Origin of the sequence: Acidovorax sp. T1, from assembly GCF_002176815.1 — a bacterium.
In the GTDB taxonomy this organism is placed as follows: domain Bacteria; phylum Pseudomonadota; class Gammaproteobacteria; order Burkholderiales; family Burkholderiaceae_C; genus Acidovorax.
The window spans coordinates 958,029-980,887 of sequence record NZ_CP021648.1 but is presented as its reverse complement, the minus strand read 5'-3'; the positions used below and the strand labels follow the sequence as shown (position 1 = coordinate 980,887).

Below are 22,859 nucleotides of genomic sequence, written 5' to 3'. Positions count from 1 at the left end.
GAATTGCGCAAGTCCTAAAGGATTCTGAACGCAGATGTCTCGCGGGCAGCCCTGCGCGGGGCAAGCCATGGGTCACAATATACTCCGATTTCATGACAAATTGGCGTCTCGTGCTTGATGCATCAGCGCAAGCTGCTATCAAAACAATATCAAACCGATGAAGATTTTTCGCGGCTTTCACCACCCGGGCATCGCCCGCGCCTGCGCGCTGACCATTGGCAATTTCGACGGTGTGCACCGGGGCCACCAGGCCATGCTGGCCTTGCTGAACAGCGAAGCTGCGCACCGGGGCGTGGAAAGCTGCGTGCTGACCTTCGAGCCCCATCCGCGCGACTATTTCGCGGGCGTGCACCACAAGCCCGATCTGGCCCCGGCACGCATCGGCACGCTGCGCGACAAGCTCACCGAACTGCAGCGCTGCGGCGTGCAGCAAACGGTGGTGCTGCCGTTCGACGCCCGGCTGGCTGCCCAGCCGCCCCAGGCCTTCATCGACGAAGTGCTGGTGCGCGGCCTGGGGGCACGCTATGTGCTGGTGGGCGATGATTTCCGCTTTGGCGCCCAGCGTGCGGGCGACTACGCCATGCTCGACGCCGCCGGCCCAGCCCAGGGCTTTGACGTGGCACGCATGAACAGTTACGAGGTGCACGGGCTGCGCGTGTCCAGCTCGGCCGTGCGCGATGCCCTGCAGCGCGGCGACATGGCTGCCGCTGCCCGCCTGCTGGGCCGGCCCTACACCATCAGCGGCCATGTGGTGCATGGGCGCAAGCTCGGGCGTGCCCTGGGCGCCAGCAACGCCGAGGCCGGGGATGGTTTTCGCACCCTCAACCTGCGCTTTGCCCACTGGAAGCCCGCCGCCAGCGGCATCTTTGCCGTGCTGGTGCACGGCCTCGGTGACGCGCCGCTGCCAGGTGTGGCCAACCTGGGCGTGCGCCCCTCGCTCGATCCGGCAGATGTGAACGGGGGCCGCGTGCTGCTTGAAACCCATTGCCTGACCTGGCCCGCCAATCTGGGGCCCGAAGGGGCGTACGGTAAAATCATCCGCGTGGAACTGCTGCACAAACTGCACGACGAGCTGAAATACGACGGTCTCGATGCCCTGACGGCGGGCATTGCCAAAGACTGCGCCGATGCGCGTGCCTACTTTGCCTCGGCCCACGCCCCCTCCGATACCGAGACCCGGCGCCAGACCACGCGCGACCGAATTTGAGGTGGCTGCCCTGCGCAGCGCCTGCTCGGGCGACCCCCTTCGCCTCTCTTGCCCTCTTCCCGTTTTGACCCGGGCCCGCCCCGCAATGCCCCGCTTTAAGGCTTATCCATGTCCGACAACGCCAGCCCCGCACCCACCGACTACCGCAGCACGCTGAACCTGCCCGACACGCCCTTCCCAATGCGCGGCGACTTGCCCAAGCGCGAGCCAGGCTGGGTCAAGGAGTGGGAAGACCAGGGCATCTACAAAAAGCTGCGCGACGCGCGCTGCGGCAAGCCCAAGTTCATCCTGCACGACGGCCCGCCCTATGCCAACGGGCAACTGCACATCGGCCACGCGGTCAACAAGATCTTGAAGGACATGATCACCAAGGCGCGCCAGCTCGAAGGCTTTGACGCGCTGTATGTGCCCGGCTGGGACTGCCATGGCCTGCCGATCGAGAACGCCATCGAAAAGCTGCATGGCCGCAACCTGCCGCGCGACGAGATGCAGGCCAAGGGCCGCGCCTTTGCCACCGAGCAGATCGCGCAGCAGATGGCCGACTTCAAGCGCCTGGGCGTGCTGGGCGACTGGGACAACCCCTACAAGACCATGAACTTCGCCAGCGAGGCGGGCGAGTTGCGCGCCTTGAAGCGCGTGATGGAGCGCGGCTACGTGTACCGCGGCCTCAAGCCCGTGTACTGGTGCTTTGACTGCGGCTCGTCGCTGGCCGAGTTCGAGATCGAATACCAGGACAAGAAAAGCCAGACGCTGGACGTGGCCTTCAAGGCGCACGACCCGGCCCGGCTGGCCGCCGCCTTCGGCCTGTCCGCGTTACAGAAAGACGCCTTCGCCGTCATCTGGACCACCACCGCCTGGACCATCCCCGCCAACCAGGCGCTCAACCTCAACCCCGATCTGCCCTATGCGCTGGTCGACACCGAGCGCGGCCTGCTGATCGTGGCCGAAACCCTGGTCGAATCCTGCCTGCAGCGCTGGAACCTGCAAGGCCAGGTGCTGGCCGTGGCCCAGGGCGAAAAGCTCGCGGGCATCGAGTTCGAGCACCCACTGCACGATGTGGATGCCGGCTACCGCCGCCTGTCGCCCGTGTACCTGGCCGAATACGCCACGGCCACCGACGGCACGGGCCTGGTGCACTCGTCGCCCGCCTATGGCGTGGAAGATTTCAACTCCTGCATGGCGCACGGCATGCCGTACGACGACATCCTCAACCCGGTGCTGGGCAACGGACGCTATGACGAATCGCTGGCGCTGTTCGGCGGGCTCAACATCTGGAAGGCCTGCCCGATCATCATCGAGGCGCTGCAGGCCGCGGGCCGCCTGCTGGGCACCACCACCATCACCCACAGCTACCCGCACTGCTGGCGCCACAAGACGCCCGTGATCTACCGCGCCGCCGCCCAGTGGTTCGTGCGCATGGACGAGGGCGAAGGCGTGTTCACCACCGACAAGGCCCCTGGCACGCTGCGCCAGACCGCCCTGGCCGCCATCGAGCAGACCCACTTCTACCCCGAAAACGGCAAATCGCGCCTGCGCGACATGATCGCCGGCCGGCCCGACTGGTGCATCTCGCGCCAGCGCAGCTGGGGCGTGCCCCTGCCGTTTTTCCTGCACAAGGATTCGGGCGAGCTGCACCCGCGCACCATGGAGATCATCGACCAGGCCGCGTCCATCGTCGAGGAGGGCGGCATCGAGGCCTGGAGCCGCATGACGGCCGAGGAAGTGCTGGGTGCTGAGGACGCCGCGCACTACACCAAGAGCACCGACATTCTCGAAGTGTGGTTCGACTCGGGCTCGACCTTCTGGCATGTGATGCGCGGCACGCACGGCAGCATGCACCATGACGAAGGCCCCGAGGCCGACCTGTACCTCGAAGGCCACGACCAGCACCGCGGCTGGTTCCACAGCTCGCTGCTGCTGGCCAGCGCCATCTATGGCCGCGCGCCCTACCGCGGCCTGCTCACGCACGGCTTCACGGTGGACGGCCAGGGCAAGAAGATGAGCAAGTCGGTCGGCAACACCGTCTCGCCGCAAGAAGTGAGCGGCAAGCTCGGCGCCGAAATCATCCGCCTGTGGTGCGCCGCCACCGACTACTCGGGCGACCTGGCCATTGACGACAAGATCCTGGCGCGCGTGGTCGATGCCTACCGCCGCATCCGCAACACGCTGCGCTTCTTGCTGGCCAACGTGAGCGACTTCGACCCCGCCAACGATGCCGTGCCGTTCGAGCAGATGCTCGAAATCGACCGCTATGCGCTGGTGCGCGCCGCGCAGTTCCAGGAGAACATCCTGGCCCATTACAAGGTGTACGAGTTCCACCCGGTGGTCGCCAAGCTGCAGCTGTATTGCTCGGAAGACCTGGGCGGCTTTTACCTGGATGTGCTCAAGGACCGCCTCTACACCACCGCCCCCAAGAGCCTGGCGAGGCGCAGCGCCCAGACCGCGCTGCACCAGATCACGCACGCCATGCTGCGCTGGATGGCGCCATTCCTGAGCTTCACCGCCGAAGAGGCGTGGAAGATCTTTGGCGATTCCGAGTCGATCTTCCTGGAGACCTTCTCGGCGCTGGGCCAAAGCGACGACGGCCTGCTGGCCAAGTGGAGCCGCATCCGCGAGATCCGCGATGCGGTGAACAAAGAAATCGAAGCCCTGCGCGCCGCCAGCCAGGTAGGCTCGTCGCTGCAGGCCCGCGTCACGCTGACGGCGGCACCCGAAGACCACGCCCTGCTCGCCAGCCTGGGTGACGACCTGAAGTTCGTCTTCATCACATCCACTATCGAATTAATAGCTGGAGACGCTTTGCAGGTAAGCGCCAGTGCCAGTTCTGATGCCAAATGCGAGCGCTGCTGGCATTACCGCGACGACGTGGGCCACGACGCGGCCCACCCCACGCTGTGCGGGCGCTGCACCAGCAACCTGTTTGGCAGCGGTGAAGACCGCAAGGTGGCCTGAGATGGCCCGGGGCAACACCTCGCTCGTGCGCGGCTCGGGCGCCAGCCTGTGGCCCTGGCTGGCCTGGGCGGTCATCATCCTGATCGCCGACCAGTTCACCAAGACGCTGATCCTGGGCTACTACCAGTTGGGCGACACCACCACCATCACCAGCTTCTTCAACATCGTGCGGGCGCACAACACCGGCGCGGCCTTCTCGTTTCTGGCCGACGCGGGCGGCTGGCAGCGCTGGCTGTTCACGGGCATCGGCGTGGCCGCCACGCTGTTCATCGTCTGGCAACTGCGCGCGCACCCAGGGCAAAAGCTGTTCTGCTTTGCGCTGTCGAGCATCCTTGGCGGCGCCGTGGGCAACGTGGTGGACCGGCTGATGCACGGCTATGTGGTCGATTTTCTCGACGTCCATGTACGCGGCTGGCATTTCCCGGCGTTCAACATTGCCGATGCAGCCATCACCGTGGGTGCGATCTGCCTGATCCTGGACGAGCTGCTGCGCGTGAGGAACGCGCGCTAAGGGCCACCGGCCCTACGCCACTGGCCAACGACGCCTACGCCCTCACTCGCTCAGGTGCCCTGCCACCAGCCGCACCACGCGGTCGCAGCGGGCGGCGAGCGACTCGTCGTGCGTCACCATCACAAACGCGGTGCCCTGGTCGCGCGCCAGCTGCAGCATCAGGTCAAACACGCCATCGGCCGTGCTGCGGTCGAGGTTGCCGGTGGGCTCGTCGGCCAGCACGCAGGCCGGCCGCGTCACCAGCGCGCGGGCAATGGCCACCCGCTGGCGCTCGCCGCCCGACAGCTCGGCCGGGCGGTGCTGCAGGCGGTCTTTCAAACCGACGGAGGTAAGCACCCGCTCGGCCTCTGCACGGCATTGCGCCAGCGGCAGGCGGCGGATGCGCAGCGGCATGGCGACGTTGTCGAGCGCGCTGAACTCGGGCAGCAGGTGGTGGAACTGGTAGATAAAGCCCAGGTGCTGGTTGCGCAGCTGGCCCTGGCGTTCGGCCGACAGCGCGGACATTTCTTCGCCCTTGAGGCGCACCGTGCCCGAAGTGGGCGCATCCAGCCCGCCCAGCAGGTGCAGCAAGGTGCTTTTGCCCGAGCCCGAGGCGCCCACGATGGCCAGCGTTGCGCCGGCATGGATCTGCAAGTCCACGCCCTGCAGCACGGTCACATCCAGGCGGCCTTCGGTGAAGCGCTTGGTCAGGCCCTTGGCCTCCAGCACCACGTCATTTTTCAAGCCATTTTGGCCTTTGGCGCTTTCTGGATAAGCGCTAGCAGCTACATTATTCATAGCGAAGTGCCTCGGCGGGATTCACACGGCTGGCGCGCCAGCTGGGGTAGAGCGTGGCCACGAAGGCCAGCACGAGGGAGATGACCGTGATCGGCACGATGTCGCTGCTCTGTGGCTCGCTGGGCATCTTGCTGATGAGGTAAATATCCTTGGGCAAAAAGCTGGCATTGAGCGCGCGCTCGATGGCGGGCACGATCACGTCGATGTTGCTGGCAATGGCCAGGCCCAGCAGCAGGCCGGACAGCGTGCCGATCACGCCCACCATGGCGCCCTGCACGACAAAGATGCCCATGATGCTTTTGGGGCTGGCGCCCAGCGTGCGCAGGATGGCGATGTCGGCGCGCTTGTCGGTCACCGTCATCACCAGCGTGCTCACCAGGTTGAACGCGGCCACGGCCACGATCAGCGTGAGGATGATGAACATCATGCGTTTTTCGAGCTGCACGGCGGCAAACCAGGTGCGGTTTTGCTGCGTCCAGTCGCGGATCAGCAGCTGGTCGCTCAGGCTGCCCGCCAGTTGCTGGGTCACCTCGCGCGCCTGGTGCAGGTCCTTGAGCTTGAGGCGAATGCCCGTGGGGCCCTCAAGGCGGAAGATGCGCTGCGCGTCCTCGTGGTGCAGCAGCACCAGCGCCGCGTCGTATTCATAGTGGCCCGAATCAAACGTGCCCGCCACCGTCATCTGCTTGAGGCGCGGCACCACACCGGCGGGCGTGACCTGTCCGGCCGGTGCGATCAGCGTCACGGCGTCGCCCGCGCGCACGCCCAGGGCGCGGGCCAGCTCGCCGCCCAGCACCACGCGAAACTCGCCGGGCACCAGCAATTTGAGCGTCTCTTCGTTGGTGGCTGCCAGATCGGTCACCGCGCCTTCGAGCGCCGGGTCGATGCCGCGCACCAGCGTGCCCTTCATGTCCTCGCCGCGCGCCAGCAAGGCCTGCGCGCCCACAAAGGGCGCAGCGCCGATCACGTTGGGGTTTTGCTTGGCCTCGGCCAGCGTGCGCGCCACATCGGGCAGGGCCGCGCCCTGGGGCGCAAAAATCTCAATATGCGAGACCACGCTCAGCATGCGGTCGCGCACCTCTTTCTGAAAGCCGTTCATCACACTGAGCACGATGATCAGCGCCGCCACCCCCAGCGCAATGCCCAGCATGGACACGCCCGAGATGAACGAGATGAAACCGTTGCGCCGCGTGGCGCGGCCCGCGCGCGTGTAGCGCCAGCCCAGGGCCAGTTCGTAGGGAATTTGCATGGTTTGAAAAGAAGGTCTGCGCCCTACGCGGATGGCAAGCGCCAGACAGATCCGATTGTGGCATCCCGGACAATAGAGCCATGTCGGACACCACCCATTTGCTCATTCCCTACGCCGCCAGTGCTTCCGAGGGAAGCCAGCAAGCCCTGCAGGGCCTGAGCCTGCCCCACCTGGACCGGCTGCTTGCCCGGCTCAGCCCCCACACACCCCACATCCATACCGGCGAGGAAACCAGCTTCTCCGCCCCGCACGAGCGCGCACTGGCGCAAGCCCTGGGCCTGCCCGTTGAAGATGGCCGCATCCCCTGGGCCGCCTGGCACCGCCACCAGCAGGGCCAGCCCACCGACGGCCAGGCCTGGGCCTTTGTCACGCCCTGCCAGTGGCATGTAAGCACCGACCACATCACCCTGCGCGACCCCGAGCACCTTGCGCTGGATGAAGCCGCCTCGCGCGCGCTGCTGGCCATCGTGGCGCCCTGGTTTGCCGACGATGGCGTCACCCTGCACTACGACCAGCCCACGCGCTGGCTGGCCAGCGGCGCGCTGTTTGCCGACCTGACCACCGCATCGCTGGAGCGCGTGCTGCTGCGCGACGTGCGTGCCTGGATGCCCGATGCGAAACAGGCCCGCACCCTGCACCGCCTGCACAGCGAGATGCAGATGCTGCTCTACACCCACGCCTTCAACGGCGAGCGCGCCGCGCGCGGCCTGCCGGAGGTCAACTCGTTCTGGGTGCATGGCACGGGCCCCCTGCCCACGCCCGCCCCGGCAACCACCACCGCGCCCACGGTGGCCACCACGCTGCGCGATGCGGCGCTGCGCGAAGACTGGCGCGCCTGGGCCACGGCCTGGGCGGCACTCGACGCCGGCCCCGTGGCCGAACTGCTGCGCCAGGCCGAAAGCGGCGCGCCCGTGCAACTCACGCTGAGTGGCGAGCGCCATGCGCTGGGCTTCCGCAACGCGCCGCGCGGCCTGGCACAACGCATTCAAGGCTTTTTCAGGCCCCAGCGCTTTATCGACCTGCGCAATAAGCTATGAAAATAGTAGCAAGAGACATTCCCCCCCGCGCCGCCTGGGCGCTGGAACAGGCCGGCGTGCACCCGCTGCTGGCGCGCCTGTATGCCGCGCGCGGCGTGCGCGCGAAAGACGAGCTCGACGATGGCCTGGCCCGCCTGTTGCCCCCCAGCGGCTTGAAAGGCATCGACGCCGCCGCGCGGCTGCTGGCCGACGCCATGGCACACCACAAGCGCCTGATGATCGTGGCCGACTACGACTGTGACGGCGCCACCGCCTGCGCCGTGGCCGTGCGCGGCCTGCGCCTGCTGGGCGCAACCAACGTGGACTATCTGGTGCCCGACCGCGTGACCGATGGCTACGGCCTCACCGCTTCCATCGCCCGGCGCGTGGCCGAGCGCGGCGCCGACGTGCTGATCACCGTGGACAACGGCATCGCCAGCGTGGAGGGCGTGGCCGAGGCCAAGGCGCTGGGCCTGCAAGTCCTCGTCACCGACCACCACCTGCCCGGCCCCGAGCTGCCGGTGGCCGACGCCATCGTCAACCCCAACCAGCCCGGCTGCACGTTCGAGAGCAAGTCCATGGCCGGTGTGGGCGTGATGTTCTATGTGCTGCTGGCGCTGCGGGCCGAGCTGCGGGCACGTGGGGTTTTTGACGTGCCGAGCGCCCCCTCGGGGGGCAGCGAACCACGCGCAGCGGGGAGCGTGGGAGCGCACAAGCCCTTACAACCCAAGCTCGACCCGCTGCTCCCCCTCGTCGCCCTGGGCACCGTGGCCGACGTGGTCAAGCTCGACGCCAACAACCGGCGCCTGGTGGCACAGGGCCTCAAGCGCATCCGCGCGGGCCAGATGCCCGCCGGCGTGGCCGCGCTGTTCACCGCCGCTGGCCGCAAGACGCCCGTGGCCACCACGTTCGACTTCGGCTTCGCTTTGGGCCCGCGCATCAACGCCGCAGGCCGCCTGGCCGACATGACACTGGGCATCGAATGCCTGCTGACCGACGACGCGGGCCGCGCCGCCGAGCTGGCCGCCACGCTCGACGGCATCAACCGCGAGCGCCGCGAGATCGAGGGCGGCATGCGCGACCAGGCCCTGCTGATGGCCGAAAGCCTGTTTGACGAGAGCGAGGAGCCCCCGCCCGCCATCAGCGTGTTCAACCCCGACTTTCACGAAGGCGTGGTCGGCATCGTGGCCTCGCGCATCAAGGACAAACTGCACCGCCCCACCTTCGTGTTCGCCGCCAGCAGCGCGCCGGGCAAGGCGCACGAGCTCAAGGGCTCGGGCCGCTCCATCCCCGGCTTTCACCTGCGCGATGCGCTGGATCTGGTGGCCAAGCGCCATCCGGGCGTGCTGCTGAAGTTCGGCGGCCATGCCATGGCGGCCGGCTGCACGGTGGCCGAAGAAGCGTTTGACGTGTTCGAGCAGGCCCTCGCCCAGGTGGCGCGCGAATGGCTCGATGGGGCCGCGCTCACCCGCCGCATCGAAACCGACGGCCCGCTGGCGCCCGAATACTGCCGCGCCGACATGGTGGACACCCTGCACCGCGAGGTCTGGGGCCAGGGCTTTGCACCGCCCACCTTCAGCGAAGAAGTGCAGGTGCTGAGCCAGCGGCTGGTGGGCGATGGCAAGAACCACCTGTCCATCAAGCTCATCCATCAGGGCCACCCCATCGACGCCATCTGGTTCGGCCACACCGAGCCCCTGCCCGCGCGCGTGCTGCTGGCCTTTCGGCTCGACGTGAACGAGTGGAAGGGCGAGCGCAAGGTGCAGTTTCTGGTGGAAGGGGCGGGTTGAATATGCGATGAAAAATGCCTGTAGCGCTTACTGGTAAAGCGCCTACAGCTATTAATTCAGAAGCATTCTGGCATCTCGCGCATGCCCGGTTTGCGCAGGCACCATGGCGGCGGCGCGGGTCGCCAACGCCAGCGCCCGCTGCAGCAAACCCGTAGAATTGATCAGTGACCACTTACCTCAACGCCGACCTGCACTCCCACTCCGTGGTATCGGACGGCACCATGGCACCCGAAGACTTGGCCGCGCGTGCCAAGGCCAACGGCGTAGAGCTGTGGGCCCTGACCGACCACGATGAGATCGGCGGCCAGCACCGCGCCGCCGCAGCCGCCCGCGCCCTGGGCATGGCCTACCTCACCGGCACGGAAATCTCTGTCAGCTTTGCCAGCGCCACGGTGCACATCGTGGGCCTGGGGTTCGACCCCGACAACCCGCAGCTTGCGCAAGGCCTGGCCGCCACCCGGGGTGGCCGTGGCGGGCGTGCCCGCGAAATGGCCGCGCAGCTGGCGCAGGTGGGTATCCACGGCGCCTACGAGGGCGCCCTGCAGTTCGTGGGCAACCCCGAGCTGGTCTCGCGCACGCACTTTGCGCGTTTTCTGGTGGACACCAAGGTCTGCCGCGACACCTCGGAGGTGTTTCGCAAATACCTGGTCGAAGGCAAGCCGGGCTATGTGCCGCACCGCTGGGCGGCGCTCGGTGATGCGGTGCGCTGGATCACCGAGGCCGGGGGTGTGGCGGTGATTGCCCACCCGGCCCGCTACAAGCTCACGGCCAATGAGGAATACGCGCTGTTCTCCGAATTCAAGGCCCATGGCGGCCAGGGGGTAGAAGTGGTCACCGGCAGCCACAGCGCGGCCGAATACATCACCTACGGGGCCATGGCACAAGAATTTGGCCTGGCTGCCTCGCGCGGCAGCGACTTTCACAGCCCCGACGAATCCCACACCGACCTGGGCGCCCTGCCCCTGCTGCCCGGCACCCTGACCCCCGTGTGGGAACTGCTGGCCGAGCGGGTGCGCCCGGCCGCCTGACAACTACCTGGAGGCGTTGGCTGCCATGGCCCAGTATTTCGAAGTTCACCCCGAAAACCCGCAACCGAGGCTGCTCAAGCAGGCGGCGGCCCTGCTGCAAAAAGGCGGCATCGTGGCCGTGCCCACCGATTCGAGCTACGCCCTGGTGTGCCACCTCGATGACAAGGACGCCGTTGATCGCCTGCGCCGCATCCGCCAGGTGGACGACAAGCACCACCTGACCCTGCTGTGCCGCGACCTGTCGGAGCTGGCCAACTACGCGCGCGTCGATAACCGGCAATACCGGCTGCTCAAGCTGGGTACGCCGGGGCCCTACACCTTCATCCTGGAAGCCACCAAAGAGGTGCCGCGCCGCGTGAGCCACCCTTCGCGCAAGACCATCGGCCTGCGCGTTCCCGACCGCAAGGGGCTGCAATTGCTGCTGGAGCTGCACGGCGCGCCGCTGCTGGCCACCACGCTGATTCCAGCCGGCGAGACCGAGCCGCTCAACGATCCGCAGAACATCCGCGAGCGCTACGAAAAGCTGCTGGACGCCATCGTGGACGCGGGCGCCTGCCCGCAGGAGCCCACCACCGTGATCGACCTCACGCCCATGGGCGCGGGCGGCGACCCCGAAGTGCTGCGCGAAGGCCGCGGCAGCGTGCAGGCGCTGGGGCTTTGAGCCTGTATACGAATTCAAGCAAAATCACCCTCCAGCGCTTATACAGAAAGCGCTGACAGCTCTCTTTTTTGCAGCAATCTACAGCCTGAGACAATCGCCCGGTGGAAAACATCATCCAAACTGTTCTGATCTACGCCCTGCCGGTGTTGTTTGCCATTACCGTGCACGAGGCGGCCCATGGCTACGCCGCGCGCCACTTTGGCGACAACACGGCCTATATGCAGGGCCGCATCACCCTCAACCCCATCAAGCACATCGACCCGGTTGGCACCATCCTGATGCCGCTGCTGCTGTATTTCGCCACCTCGGGCGCCTTTTTGTTCGGCTACGCCAAGCCGGTGCCGGTGAATTTTGGCAACCTGCGCAACCCCAAACGCCACATGGTGTGGGTGGCGCTGGCGGGACCGGCCTCCAACTTCATCCAAGCGGTGCTGTGGGCCATTTTGCTGGTGGTGCTGGTGGGCACGGGCGTGGACGAGCGCTTTTTCATTGAAATGGCGCGCGCCGGCGTGCTGGTCAACCTGGTGATGTGGGCGTTCAACCTGTTTCCGCTGCCACCGCTTGATGGCGGGCGCATCCTGGTGGGCCTGCTGCCCTGGAAGCAGGCGCACATGGTGTCGCGCATCGAGCCCTGGGGCTTCTTCATCGTGATGGGGCTGGTGATTGCCGGTGTGGTGGGCGCGCTGTGGCTGCGCCCGCTGATGGGCCTGGGCTACGCGGCCATCAACCTGCTTCTCACACCGCTCACCGCCCTGCTGCGCTGAAGCGTTTCTTTCCCTTTATCTGCTGATTTCGCCCCCATGAGCACCACGCGCTTTCTCACCGGCATCACCACCACGGGCACGCCCCACCTGGGCAACTTCGTGGGCTCCATCCGCCCCTCGGTGGCGGCCAGCCTCACGCCTGGCGTGCAGAGCTTTTACTTTCTGGCCGACTACCACGCGCTCATCAAGTGCGAAGACCCGGCGCGCATCCAGCGCTCCACGCTAGAGATCGCCGCCAGCTGGCTGGCTGCGGGGCTGGACCCCGAGCGCGTCACGTTCTACCGCCAGTCCGACATCCCCGAGACGACCGAGCTGACCTGGCTGCTGACCTGCGTGACCGGCAAGGGCCTGCTCAACCGCGCGCATGCCTATAAGGCTGCGCAGGACAAGAACGCCGCCGCAGGCCGCGAGCCCGACGACGGCGTGACGGCCGGCCTGTTCATGTACCCCGTGCTCATGGGTGCCGACATCCTGATCTTCAACGCCCACAAGGTGCCCGTGGGCCGCGACCAGATTCAGCACATCGAGATGGCGCGCGACATGGCGGCCAGCTTCAACCACCTTTACGGCGAGCACTTCACGCTGCCCGAGGCCGCCATCGACGAGCATGTGGCCACGCTGCCGGGGCTCGATGGCCGCAAGATGAGCAAGAGCTACGACAACACGATTCCGCTGTTCTCCTCGCGCGAGCAACTCAAAAAGCTGATTGGCGGCATCCTGACCGATTCGCGCGCCCCCGGCGAGCCCAAGGACGTGGAAGGCTCGGCCCTGTTCCAGATCTACCAGGCCTTTGCCACGCCCGCTGAAACCGAGGCGCTGCGCAAGCAATATGCCGAGGGCATTGCCTGGGGCGATGCCAAGCAATTGCTGTTCGAGCGCATCGACCGCGACGTGGCCCCGATGCGCGCGCGCTACGACGACCTGATGGCCCACCCGGAAAAGATCGAGCAAACCCTGCTGGCGGGTGCCGAGCGCGCGCGCCAGATTGCCACGCCGTTTGTGCGCTCGCTGCGCTCTGCCGTGGGCCTGCGCAGCCTGGCCCAGGCCAGCGCCGCCCCCAAGGCCGCCAAAGCAGCCAAGGCCGCACTGCCCAGCTTCAAGCAATACCGCGAAGCCGACGGCCAGTTCTATTTCAAGTTCGTGGCCGCCGACGGCCGCTTGCTGCTGCAAAGCACGGGCTTTGCCGCGCCCAAGGATGCGGGCCAGGCCATCGCCCGCCTGCAGCAGCAGGGCGAAAGCGCCCTCACCGCCCTGGCGGGCCAGCTGGCACCCGTGGAAGGCGTGCTGGCGCAGGAATTGATCGCCGCGCTGCAGCAACTGGCCGAGGCCGCCAACGCCTGACAAGTTGTCACAAAATGCTATTATTTCAATAGCTGCTAGTGTCCCGTCCTGCAAATAACTGGCATTAGTCTTGCATGCCAGTGCGGTATCTTTGAAATGGAGATACCGCGATGAGAACAGGCAGACCGAAATCTGAATTGGTACTGAGTGACGAGGAGCGATCGCAATTGCAGTTGTTTGCGCGCAGCCGCTCGTTGCCTGCGGCATTGAGCAGCCGGGCGCGCATTGTTCTTAGCAGCGCTGAGGGCGAGCCCAACAACGCGATCGCCGCGCGGCTGAAATTGACCAACGCCACCGTAGGCAAGTGGCGCTCGCGTTTCATCGAGCGGCGCATCGCCGGTCTGTACGATGACATTCGCCCCGGCGCGCCACGCACCATCGACGATGAGCGGATCGCCGAGTTGATCAACACCACGCTGCACACCAAGCCGGTAAACGGCTCGACGCACTGGAGCGTGCGCGGCGTGGCCGCAGAGACGGGCATCTCCAAGACCAGCGTGCAGCGCTACTTCCAGCTCTTTGGTCTGCAGCCGCATCGCACCGAGGGCTTCAAACTGTCCAATGATCCATTCTTTGTGGAGAAGTTGCGCGACGTGGTGGGTCTGTACCTGAGTCCCCCGGACAACGCCTTGGTCATCTGCGTGGACGAGAAAAGTCAATGCCAGGCGCTGGAGCGCACGCAGCCGATGCTGCCCATGGGCTTTGGCTACGCCGAAGGTGTCACTCACGACTACAAGCGCCATGGCACCACAACGTTGTTTGCCGCGTTGAATGTACTCAACGGCGCGGTGCTGGCCAGTTGCAAACCGCGCCATCGGCATCAGGAGTTCCTGTCGTTTCTGCGCGAGATCGAGACCGCTGTGCCACCCGAGCTCGACATCCATTGCATCGTGGATAACTACGCCACGCACAGTCACCCAAAGATCAAGGCTTGGCTGGCCACCCGGCCGCGCTGGCACATGCACTTCATTCCGACCTACAGCTCCTGGCTGAATCAGGTTGAGCGTTTCTTCGCACTGATCACCGACAAGGCCATCCGGCGCGGATCGTTCACCAGCGTCAAGCAGCTCGTGCAGCGCATCGATCAGTTCGTCGCTCACCACAACGCCAACAGCCAGCCGTTCAAATGGACGGCCACCGCAGATTCGATTCTTGAGAAGTTGCATCGACTTTGCTCACGTATCAGCGGGACAGGACACTAGCGCTTTATACATATCAGCCACAGCGGTCTTTCCCGGCTCTCTTCCCCGCCGCATAAAGCGGGCACCGGTGGCTTCACGGCGCAGGCGACAATCACCCACATGCCATGGGACTATCCACAACCGTTCACCCAGCCCGCCATGCCGCAGGCACCGGACATTGACGGACTGAACCACACCAACAACGCCGTCTATGTGCAGTGGTGCGAAAAAACCGCCTGGGCGCACTCGCGGGCCCTGGGGTTGGACCTGCACGATTACCACCGCCTGGACCGGGCCATGGCCATCCGCCGCAGCGAATACAACTACCTGCTGCCGTCGGTGGAGGGTGACGCGCTCACCTTGGGCACCTGGCTGGTGGCCAGCGACGGCAAGCTGACCATGGACCGGCGCTTCCAGCTCATCCGCAACCGCGACCAGGCCACCATCCTGCGGGGCCACTGGGAGCTGGTGTGCATCGAGCTGGGCAGCGGCAAGCCGCGGCGCATGCCCGAGGAATTCTGCCGCGCCTACCTGCCCGCCCTGACCACCCGCTGAGCAGGTGTTGACGATCTGAGGCACGCCTTGGCCCTGCCCGTGCAAGGGGGCCCTGCAGGGCTGTCATCAGCCTGCCATCCGCACGGGCGTAAATGCCCCTTGAACTTGCGGAGAATGGATCGATGCTCAAGGAAAAAGCGGTTGCAACCCTGGGGCAGCCCTCGCTTCTGATGCCCGCGTGGATCAAGGCGGCACTGGCGGCCAATGACCGGCTCAAGCTTTACCTGACCTTGCTGCAATCGGCGGCGCAGCATGCCTCGGCGCCCGATGGGCCCGTGGGGCGTTGGGAAAAGGACATCGCGCAAGGCGGGCTGCAGGACGCCCCCTGGGCCCAGGAACTGGTGAGCGGCGCTTATTACGACGACGACCTGCTGATCCTGCCCCGCATGGAGAGCCTGCTGGATGCGCTGGCCAACGATCTGACCGCCATGGCCCGCCCCGTGTGCGACACCGGGCAGGCCAGTGCCGCCCCGCTGGCTAGGCGGCGCGACCACTGGCTGCATCAACTGCACGCCCTGGCCGACGACGAAGGCTTGCGCCGCACTGCCCTGAACGAACTCACCCACGGCGACCACCAGCGCGGCGACAGCCTGCACCTGCTGGTGATGGACCTGCACAAGCAGATCAACGCCCTGTCGAGCGAACTGGCCACCGAAGATATCGACGGCGCCCACGCCTGGCAGGTGCACGACGACGACCGGCCGCTGATCCAGGCGTTCATGCGCGGCCTGCACCGCACCGCCCCCCTGAAGTTTTCACACCCCGGGCTGGACACTGCCGTCACGCGCGACGGCCAGCGGCTGCTGATCCAGAACGACATCGGCACCAACGACGTCCATGTGCTGGTCATCGAGGTGCAGGACAGCACCATCGCGTTGACCTATTCCGACCTGCACCCGGGGCGCTTCGGCTTTTTCCGGCAGATGCTCGAAGACATGGGGTTTGCCTGGAAGGTGTTCGACCCGCGGGTCTCCGAAGGGCTCAATGCCGGCAAACCCTACGTGGTGGGCCAGGCCTGTCTGGAGGCGCAGAGCAACGCCCAGCTGCAAACCGGCCTGGAAAACGTGGCCTCGCGCATCGTCTTCGTGATCGACTGGAACCGGGCGCGAAAGCGTCTGCAGCATTTCGTGGGCAAGGCCCGGGCCATCGAGCTGCTCACGCAGGCCGCGCACAACAACTGGGGGCACATGGCCTGGCTCATGGCGGGGGCCGAGCGCCTGGTCTACAACGCCATGCAGGCCGTGGACAGCGAGGCCTTCCATGTGGGCGACCGGCTCGACGACGTGCTGGGTGAGGCCGCCGCCAGCAACTATCTACTGGAGTTGCTGCGCATCTCCAGCGTGTTGCTGCGCCAGCAGCAACCCTTGTCGCTGGTGGCCGACGAAGCGCGCCTGCTGCTGGCCCGCGTGCTGCGCCAGCGCACCTTCGAATTCGACCTGCTGGCCGAACACGCCGCCTTCACCCACGCGCTGGCCGAGGGCCTGTGCGATGCCCTGGAAAACCCCGGCGACGCCGCCCAGACCCAGGCCCAGGTACTGCGCGCCAAGAACTGGGAGCGCCAGGCCGACCACCTGCTCATGGATGCGCGCCAGCGGGCCGAACGCCGGCCCCGCTGGCAGCCGGTGATGGACTGCCTGGCCAAAGCCGACGACGTGGCCGATGCGCTGGAAGAAGCCACCTTCATGCACTCGCTGACGCTGATCCATCCAGCGCCCGGCTTGCCCGCTGAAGTGCGCGCAGCGCTGTGCCAGCTGGCAGCCACCACCCTGGCGGCCATCCAGGATCAGGTCAAGGCCATCGAGATTGCCCGCCAGGTCAGCCAGCGGGCCGATGGCCCCGACAGCGAACTGTTTTTGCAGACCCTGTGGCGCATGCTGCGCGCCGAGCGCCAGTGCGACGAACTGTTTCGCCAGGCACGCGCCACCATGGTCAAGAACCTGCGCAACGCCCCGGTGGACCTGATGCTCGCCAACGACCTGGCCGCCACGCTGGAAAAAGCCACCGACAACCTGCTGCGGGTCGGCTATGCCTTACGCCAGATGGTGCTCAACAAAACGGGAATGTCGGCATGAAATCGAGCTCCAGCCTGCCCAAGCATCTGTACCTTGTTCGCACGCCGCCCAGCCAGAACCTGCACAAGCCCTCGCCCGCCACCATGGGCGGCAAGGGCTACAACCTGCACCGCATGACCCAGGCCGGGCTGAATGTTCCCGTCGCGCTGGTCATTGGAACGCACTACACCCATGCCCCGCAAGATTGCTTTTTGCCGGTGTTTTCCGTGGGCCTGCACGCGCTGGAAGAAAGCACCGGCCTGCTGTTTGGCGACGAGCGCAACCCGCTGATCCTGTCGGTGCGTTCGGGCGCCCCGGTGTCGATGCCAGGCATGCTGGAGACCCTGCTCAACATCGGCCTGAACGACCACACCCTGCCCGGCCTGGTGCGCCAGACCGGCAACCCCCGCATGGCCTGGGATGCCTACCGGCGCCTGGTGGCCAGCTACGGCGAGGTGGTGCAAGGGCTGCCTGCAGCGCTTTTCGAAGCCGAAATCGACCGCCTTACCCAGGGCGAGGACGAACGGCTGCTCGACTTCAGCCAGCTGCGCCAGCTCACGCGCACTTTTCTGGCCCTTTATGAAACCCATGCCGGCCGGCCCTTCCCGCAGGACGCCCGCGAGCAGCTCTCGGGTGCCATCGAGGCGGTGTTTGCCTCGTGGAACGCCGACAAGGCGGTGGAATACCGGCGCATCCACCAGATCGACCACGACATGGGCACCGCCGTGATCCTGCAGCGCATGGTGTTCGGCAACACCGGTGGGCATTCAGGTGCTGGCGTGGGCTTCACGCGCGACCCCAGCACCGGCGAGAGGCGCCTGTGGGTGGATTTTCTGGCCAACGCGCAGGGCGAAGACGTGGTCTCGGGCCGGCGCAATGCCCACGGCCATGCCACCCTGGCGGCGGTGGCGCCCGATGCCTGGCAGCAGCTGCAAGCCTCGGCCCAGGCACTGGAGCAGCATTTCAAGGACATGCAGGATTTCGAATTCACCGTGCAGGACGGCGTGCTGCACATGCTGCAAACCCGCGACGGCAAGCGCACCCCGCTGGCCGCCGCGCGCATTGCCCTGGACTTGCTGGAAGAAGGGCTGATCGACAGCACCGAGGCCCTGGCGCGCACCCAGGCCATCGCCATGGACGCGCTGGGCACCGTGCGCATGGTCGCCGGCGACGACCCCGACAATGCCCCCGCCCCGCTGGGACTGGCCAACCCGGCGTGCTCTGGCGTGGTGTCGGGCGCCATTGCGCTGGATGCGCAGGCCGTCGAGCGCCTGGTGCAGCGCGGCGTGCCAGCCATCCTGGTGCGCCAGGACGCCGAAACCAGCGACATCGCCGCCATGCAAGGGGCGCAAGGCCTGCTCACCCAGCGCGGCGCCCGCACATCGCACGCCGCCGTGGTGGCGCGGCAAATGGGCAAGACCTGCCTGGTGGGCTGCACGGCGCTGCACATCGACGAAGCCGCGCGCACCGTGCAGATGGGCGGCCAGACCCTGGCCGAGAACGAGCTGATCACCCTGGACGGCAACGACGGCGCCATCTACGCGGGCCAGGCCACCAGCGCCCTGGTGCCCGACACCGCGCTGCGCGCGCGGCTGGAAGACCTGCGCAACCACAACCATGACAAGAAAGCGCGCCACCACAAGCATTGATCGCAACCATCTGACGGCCTTGGGCATTGAAAACTGGCGTCCGCCCCGGCAATGAGGGCTTTTTGCCGGATTCACGGTCGCATGGCGGTGTTGAACGAACACGGCAACGAAAGGCCTGTTGCAGGGGATTTGCGGGGCGATTCTCAAGTCGAACCTGCTGCAGGGGGGGCCGCCCTGATCCCCGCTTCAGTTGACTATTGAGGTCACGCAAGGCGTGGAAAAGCACAAGGACGCTCATCGGTCCCCACCGTTGCGCACGAGGGCCAACACAGCTTGCGAGACGGTCGGCAGTCGCCGCAGCCTCGCCGCACCGTGCACGAGCCCCATTGAATCCCATTGCAACCAACCTGGTTTCCTGACCTCCACAAGGGAAATAGGGGCTCTGTTACGATTCATTTCTTCGTCATTGGCATGGCAAAAATTTCAATGCCCCATAAATGCCAGCAGGCATTCAAGTGCGCAAGATAACCTTGTCCGCACATTGACCCACTCCACCTCCATTCCAATAAAGCGTCTCATTTATTTGATGCTTTAAATACATACAGAGATTACAACAATCGTCATGAATCGCATTTGTTTCGTATTGGTTTTTATCATTTTCACGGTGGGTTCCATGAGCACAATGGCCCAAAGCATTACCGGTGCTGGCTCTTCGGCAGCCGCGCCCATCTACCGCAGCTGGGCCAAGGCGTACGCCCACGCAACAGGCGTAACGGTTGAATACGATCCCGTGGGATCATCGAGCGGCCTCCGGAAGATCCGCCAAAACGACGTGGGATTCGGAGGATCGGATGTGGCGCCTGCCGCCAAGGAACTTACCGAAGGTGGCCTGGTCACCTTCCCGGTTGCCATTACCGGGATATCACCCGTATTCAATCTGACCAAAATATCCGATGGCCAACTGCGCCTGTCTGGCGAATTATTGAGTCGCATCTACATGGGAGAAATCAGTCGCTGGAATGCGCCAGAAATCACCGCACTCAACCCCGGCGTCGCACTGCCCGACGAGGCAATCAAGGTCATAGTGCGCTCGGACGGTTCGGGCACCACCTACAACTTTGCGGATTATCTCAGCAAGGTTTCTTCCAAATGGAAGACGACCTATGGTGCAAAAACAAGCATCCAATGGGCTGACGGATTTATCGGCGCCAAAGGCAGTGACGGTGTCGCCAAGGCTCTGAAGGACACTCCGGGCTCCATTGCGTATATCGACCACGGTTATGTAAAGGAATATGGACTTGCCACCGCCCAGATGAAAAACGCAGAAGGCAATTTTGTCCGCCCATCGGTTATTGCATTCAAGGCCGCGCTGGCCAACAGCGAATGGGCCACATCCGGGTCGTTTTCAGAAACATTGACCCAGAAATCAGGCAAAGGCTCGTGGCCCATCACCATGGGTACTTTTGTTGTCGTCCCCAAGGTGGCCAACAACCCGGAGCAAACGCTGGCGGCCCTCAAATTCTTTGCCTGGGCGTTCCTCAATGGCGATACGCTGGTGCAGGAAAACAATTTCGTCCGCTTGCCAGACCGCGTACAGGCCACCGCCTTCAAGACAATCACGTCCATCAAGGACAAGTCGGGCGCCCCCATTGGCATGAACCTGATCTCATCCTTGCTGAGCACCCGGTGACGCCAAAGCCCTGCGCCGAGCGATCACAGCCACACGGCTGGATCATTGTCCAGCGGCTTTCTTCAGGCATCTGCGCAAACGAAGCCGTGCAAAAAGCAAAAAAGGTTTGCTGCTAAATATATAGCAGCAAACCTTTGTGCATACTGGCGGAGAGGGTGGGATTCGAACCCACGGTAGTGTTGCCACTACGCCTGATTTCGAGTCAGGTACATTCGACCACTCTGCCACCTCTCCTGTGTGTCGAAGCCTGCGAGTATAGCAAGGTTTTCAGGGCGCCAAAACAGCAATGCCGCCCATGTAGGGGCGGAGCACTTCAGGCACCGTCACGCTGCCATCGGCCTGCTGGTAGTTCTCCAGCACCGCCACCAGCGTGCGGCCCACGGCCAGGCCGGAGCCATTCAGGGTGTGCACCAACTCGTTTTTGCCCTGGGCGTTCTTGAAGCGGGCCTGCAAACGGCGGGCCTGGAAGGCCTCGCAATTGCTGACCGAGCTGATTTCGCGGTAGGTGTTCTGCGCGGGCAGCCACACTTCCAGGTCGTAGGTTTTGGCGGCGCCAAAGCCCATGTCACCGGTGCACAGGCTCATCACGCGATAAGGCAAGCCCAGCTTTTGCAGCACGGCCTCGGCGTGGCGGGTCATGTCCTCCAGCGCTTCGTAGCTTTTTTCGGGGTGCACGATCTGCACCATCTCGACCTTGTCGAACTGGTGCTGGCGGATCATGCCGCGCGTGTCGCGGCCATAGCTGCCGGCCTCGGAGCGAAAGCATGGCGTGTGGGCCGTGAGCTTGATGGGCAGCTCGGACTCGGTCACCACCACGTCGCGCACAAAGTTGGTCAGCGGCACTTCGCTGGTGGGGATGAGGTACAGCGCTGCGTTGTCGGGCACGGGCTCTCCGTCCTGGCCGCCCTTTTTGGCGGCGAAGAGGTCGCCTTCGAACTTGGGCAATTGCCCGGTGCCTTTGAGCGAATCGGCATTCACGGCGTAGGGCACGTAGCACTCGGTGTAGCCGTGTTCGCCGGTCTGCACGTCGAGCATGAACTGGGAGAGGGCGCGGTGCAGGCGGGCGATCTGGCCTTTCATGACGGTGAAGCGCGAGCCCGAGAGCTTGACGCCCATGTCGAAATCCAGGCCCAGCGGGGTGCCCACATCCACATGGTCCTTCACCTCGAAGGCGAAGGTGGCGGGGGTGCCCCAGCGGCGCACTTCCACGTTGCCGGATTCGTCGCTGCCCACGGGCACGCTTTCGTGCGGCAGGTTGGGCACGGCGACCAGCATGGCCAGCAGCTCGGACTGGATCTGCTCCAGGCGGGCGGCGGATTGTTCCAGTTCTGCCTTGCCCGCAGCCACCTGGGCCTTGACGGCTTCGGCGCCGTCCTTGTCGCCACGGCTCATCAGCATGCCGACCTGTTTGGACAGCTGGTTGCGCTGGGCTTGCAGCTCTTCGGTGCGGGTCTGCAGCGTCTTGCGCTCGGACTCCAGGGCCTGGAATGCGGAGACATCCAGGAAGGCCTGGGGCTTTTTGCGGGTTTCCAGCCGCGCAATGGCGGTGTCGAGGTCTTTGCGGAGGAGAAGGATGTCAAGCATGGTGGGATTTTAGGGGGTGGCGTGTCTGCCCCAGTGCAGGGTGGGCCACGCGGGGTGCAACACACCGATACACACAGCACTGCTGTGCGCGGCCGAACCTGTCGATAACATCGGTCATATGGGCTGCACGCGGCCTGCAGGAGGCATGCATGTTCTTTGTATTCGGCCCGTCGGGCCAGATGTACCGGGGCGGGCCAGAGAATCTGGCGCACATCGCGGCCGTGCGGCGGGTGGCGCGCCCCCAGGCGCTGCGCACGCGCGGCCCGGAGGTGGATGGCGCGCTTTCGCCGCCCGCACCTGCGCCCATGCCGCACTCGGCGGCCGCCACCGTCAACCTGCGCATGCAAGGCGCGGTCAGCGCTTATTCGCAGGCCGGGCAAGGTCCCCAGTTGGCACGCCAGCCCCTGACCCAAGTGCGCGACGTGATGACCACACCCCCCCTCAGCGTGCCCCCCGACCTGCGCGTGAATGATGCCTGGCAGATCCTGGCCGAGCGCCAGGTGGCGCAGGCCCCGGTGGTGGATGCGCTGGGCCGCGTGATCGGGCTGCTGCTGCGGGCCGACATGGCGCCGCTGGATTTGTTGCCCGAACCCGGTGCCGTGAAAAAGACCATCGAGCTGGCGCGCCGCCCGGTGTCCGAGGTCATGGTGAACCCCGTGCCCACGGTGGCGGCCGACACCGAGCTGCGCCGCGTGGCCGCCGTGCTGCTCGACACCGGGCTGCCGGGCCTGCCGGTGACTGACGAAGCCGGCGTGCTGTCAGGCTTCATCGCGCGCACCGACATCTTGCGGGCCGTTGCGGCCGACCCGCCGCTGGATTTGTGGAGCGGGCCTGCGGTGTTGCTGTAGCGTCATCCCGGCAGGAATTTGAACCAAACAAGCCTCCAGCGCACGTCCAATAAGCGCTAGCAGCTATC

Annotated in this window: 18 protein-coding genes and 1 tRNA gene; 15 read left to right on the top strand and 4 right to left on the bottom strand. The window is 65.5% G+C overall.

From position 1 onward, the window contains the following. The first annotated feature begins 157 nt into the window (after positions 1–157). From CCX87_RS04685 to lspA, 3 genes are all read left to right on the top strand, one after another. Positions 158–1,207 carry a bifunctional riboflavin kinase/FAD synthetase gene (locus CCX87_RS04685; protein WP_087744176.1) on the top strand — a complete coding sequence of 350 codons (1,050 nt, stop codon included), beginning with the start codon at positions 158–160 and terminating at the stop codon, positions 1,205–1,207. 108 nt (positions 1,208–1,315) lie between these two features. Then, entirely contained in the window at positions 1,316–4,159 is a 2,844-nt protein-coding gene (ileS, locus tag CCX87_RS04680; RefSeq protein WP_087744174.1) for an isoleucine--tRNA ligase, read from the top strand. A gap of 1 nt (position 4,160) precedes the next feature. After that, positions 4,161–4,670, top strand: coding sequence for a signal peptidase II (gene lspA / locus CCX87_RS04675; protein ID WP_087744172.1), 510 nt, complete (start codon positions 4,161–4,163; stop codon positions 4,668–4,670). Positions 4,671–4,712: 42 nt separating this feature from the next. Here lspA and lolD read toward each other — a convergent pair whose 3' ends face one another. Beyond that, positions 4,713–5,447 (bottom strand): lipoprotein-releasing ABC transporter ATP-binding protein LolD, encoded by a 735-nt coding sequence (gene lolD / locus CCX87_RS04670; RefSeq protein WP_442857478.1) that lies wholly within the window; start codon positions 5,445–5,447, stop codon positions 4,713–4,715. Further along, positions 5,440–6,693, bottom strand: coding sequence for a lipoprotein-releasing ABC transporter permease subunit (locus CCX87_RS04665; RefSeq protein ID WP_087744169.1), 1,254 nt, complete (start codon positions 6,691–6,693; stop codon positions 5,440–5,442). The genes lolD and CCX87_RS04665 overlap by 8 nt, the downstream gene beginning before the upstream one ends. Before the next feature lie 80 nt (positions 6,694–6,773). Here CCX87_RS04665 and CCX87_RS04660 point away from each other — a divergent pair, with 80 nt between their 5' ends. From CCX87_RS04660 to pstS, 11 genes are all read left to right on the top strand, one after another. Beyond that, on the top strand, positions 6,774–7,730 hold the full coding sequence (locus tag CCX87_RS04660) for a phosphoglycerate mutase (protein WP_087744167.1): 957 nt from the start codon (positions 6,774–6,776) through the stop codon (positions 7,728–7,730). Further along, entirely contained in the window at positions 7,727–9,499 is a 1,773-nt protein-coding gene (recJ, locus tag CCX87_RS04655) for a single-stranded-DNA-specific exonuclease RecJ (protein WP_087744165.1), read from the top strand. Before CCX87_RS04660 ends, recJ begins: the two co-directional genes overlap by 4 nt. A 164-nt stretch (positions 9,500–9,663) precedes the next feature. Continuing rightward, entirely contained in the window at positions 9,664–10,527 is an 864-nt protein-coding gene (locus CCX87_RS04650) for a 3',5'-nucleoside bisphosphate phosphatase (RefSeq protein WP_087744162.1), read from the top strand. A gap of 25 nt (positions 10,528–10,552) precedes the next feature. Next, positions 10,553–11,188 carry an L-threonylcarbamoyladenylate synthase gene (locus CCX87_RS04645; protein WP_087744160.1) on the top strand — a complete coding sequence of 212 codons (636 nt, stop codon included), beginning with the start codon at positions 10,553–10,555 and terminating at the stop codon, positions 11,186–11,188. Positions 11,189–11,289: 101 nt separating this feature from the next. Continuing rightward, positions 11,290–11,952 (top strand): site-2 protease family protein, encoded by a 663-nt coding sequence (locus tag CCX87_RS04640; RefSeq protein WP_087744158.1) that lies wholly within the window; start codon positions 11,290–11,292, stop codon positions 11,950–11,952. Between the two features lie 36 nt (positions 11,953–11,988). Continuing rightward, complete coding sequence (locus CCX87_RS04635) at positions 11,989–13,293, top strand: tryptophan--tRNA ligase (protein WP_087744156.1); 1,305 nt, start codon at positions 11,989–11,991, stop codon at positions 13,291–13,293. 110 nt (positions 13,294–13,403) lie between these two features. Beyond that, positions 13,404–14,495 carry an IS630 family transposase gene (locus CCX87_RS04630; RefSeq protein WP_087744154.1) on the top strand — a complete coding sequence of 364 codons (1,092 nt, stop codon included), beginning with the start codon at positions 13,404–13,406 and terminating at the stop codon, positions 14,493–14,495. A gap of 99 nt (positions 14,496–14,594) precedes the next feature. Beyond that, positions 14,595–15,029 (top strand): acyl-CoA thioesterase, encoded by a 435-nt coding sequence (locus CCX87_RS04625; protein ID WP_087744152.1) that lies wholly within the window; start codon positions 14,595–14,597, stop codon positions 15,027–15,029. A 92-nt stretch (positions 15,030–15,121) separates the two neighbouring features. Beyond that, positions 15,122–17,101, top strand: a complete 1,980-nt coding sequence (locus CCX87_RS04620) for a phosphate transport regulator (RefSeq protein WP_232476485.1) — start codon at positions 15,122–15,124, stop codon at positions 17,099–17,101. Further along, positions 17,098–18,729 carry a PEP/pyruvate-binding domain-containing protein gene (locus tag CCX87_RS04615; RefSeq protein ID WP_087744148.1) on the top strand — a complete coding sequence of 544 codons (1,632 nt, stop codon included), beginning with the start codon at positions 17,098–17,100 and terminating at the stop codon, positions 18,727–18,729. The genes CCX87_RS04620 and CCX87_RS04615 overlap by 4 nt, the downstream gene beginning before the upstream one ends. 613 nt (positions 18,730–19,342) lie before the next feature. Further along, the gene (pstS, locus tag CCX87_RS04610; RefSeq protein ID WP_232476484.1) at positions 19,343–20,359 is read left to right on the top strand and encodes a phosphate ABC transporter substrate-binding protein PstS; all 1,017 of its coding nucleotides are present in this window, start codon (positions 19,343–19,345) and stop codon (positions 20,357–20,359) included. A 144-nt stretch (positions 20,360–20,503) separates the two neighbouring features. Here pstS and CCX87_RS04605 read toward each other — a convergent pair. Together CCX87_RS04605 and serS are read right to left on the bottom strand one after the other, a co-directional pair. Continuing rightward, positions 20,504–20,593 (bottom strand) — tRNA-Ser (locus CCX87_RS04605). Positions 20,594–20,626: 33 nt separating this feature from the next. After that, positions 20,627–21,943, bottom strand: coding sequence for a serine--tRNA ligase (gene serS, locus CCX87_RS04600; RefSeq protein WP_087744144.1), 1,317 nt, complete (start codon positions 21,941–21,943; stop codon positions 20,627–20,629). Positions 21,944–22,092: 149 nt separating this feature from the next. Between serS and CCX87_RS04595 the strand changes: the two genes are divergently transcribed. After that, the gene (locus tag CCX87_RS04595) at positions 22,093–22,791 is read left to right on the top strand and encodes a CBS domain-containing protein (RefSeq protein WP_087744142.1); all 699 of its coding nucleotides are present in this window, start codon (positions 22,093–22,095) and stop codon (positions 22,789–22,791) included. The last annotated feature ends 68 nt before the right edge of the window (positions 22,792–22,859 follow it).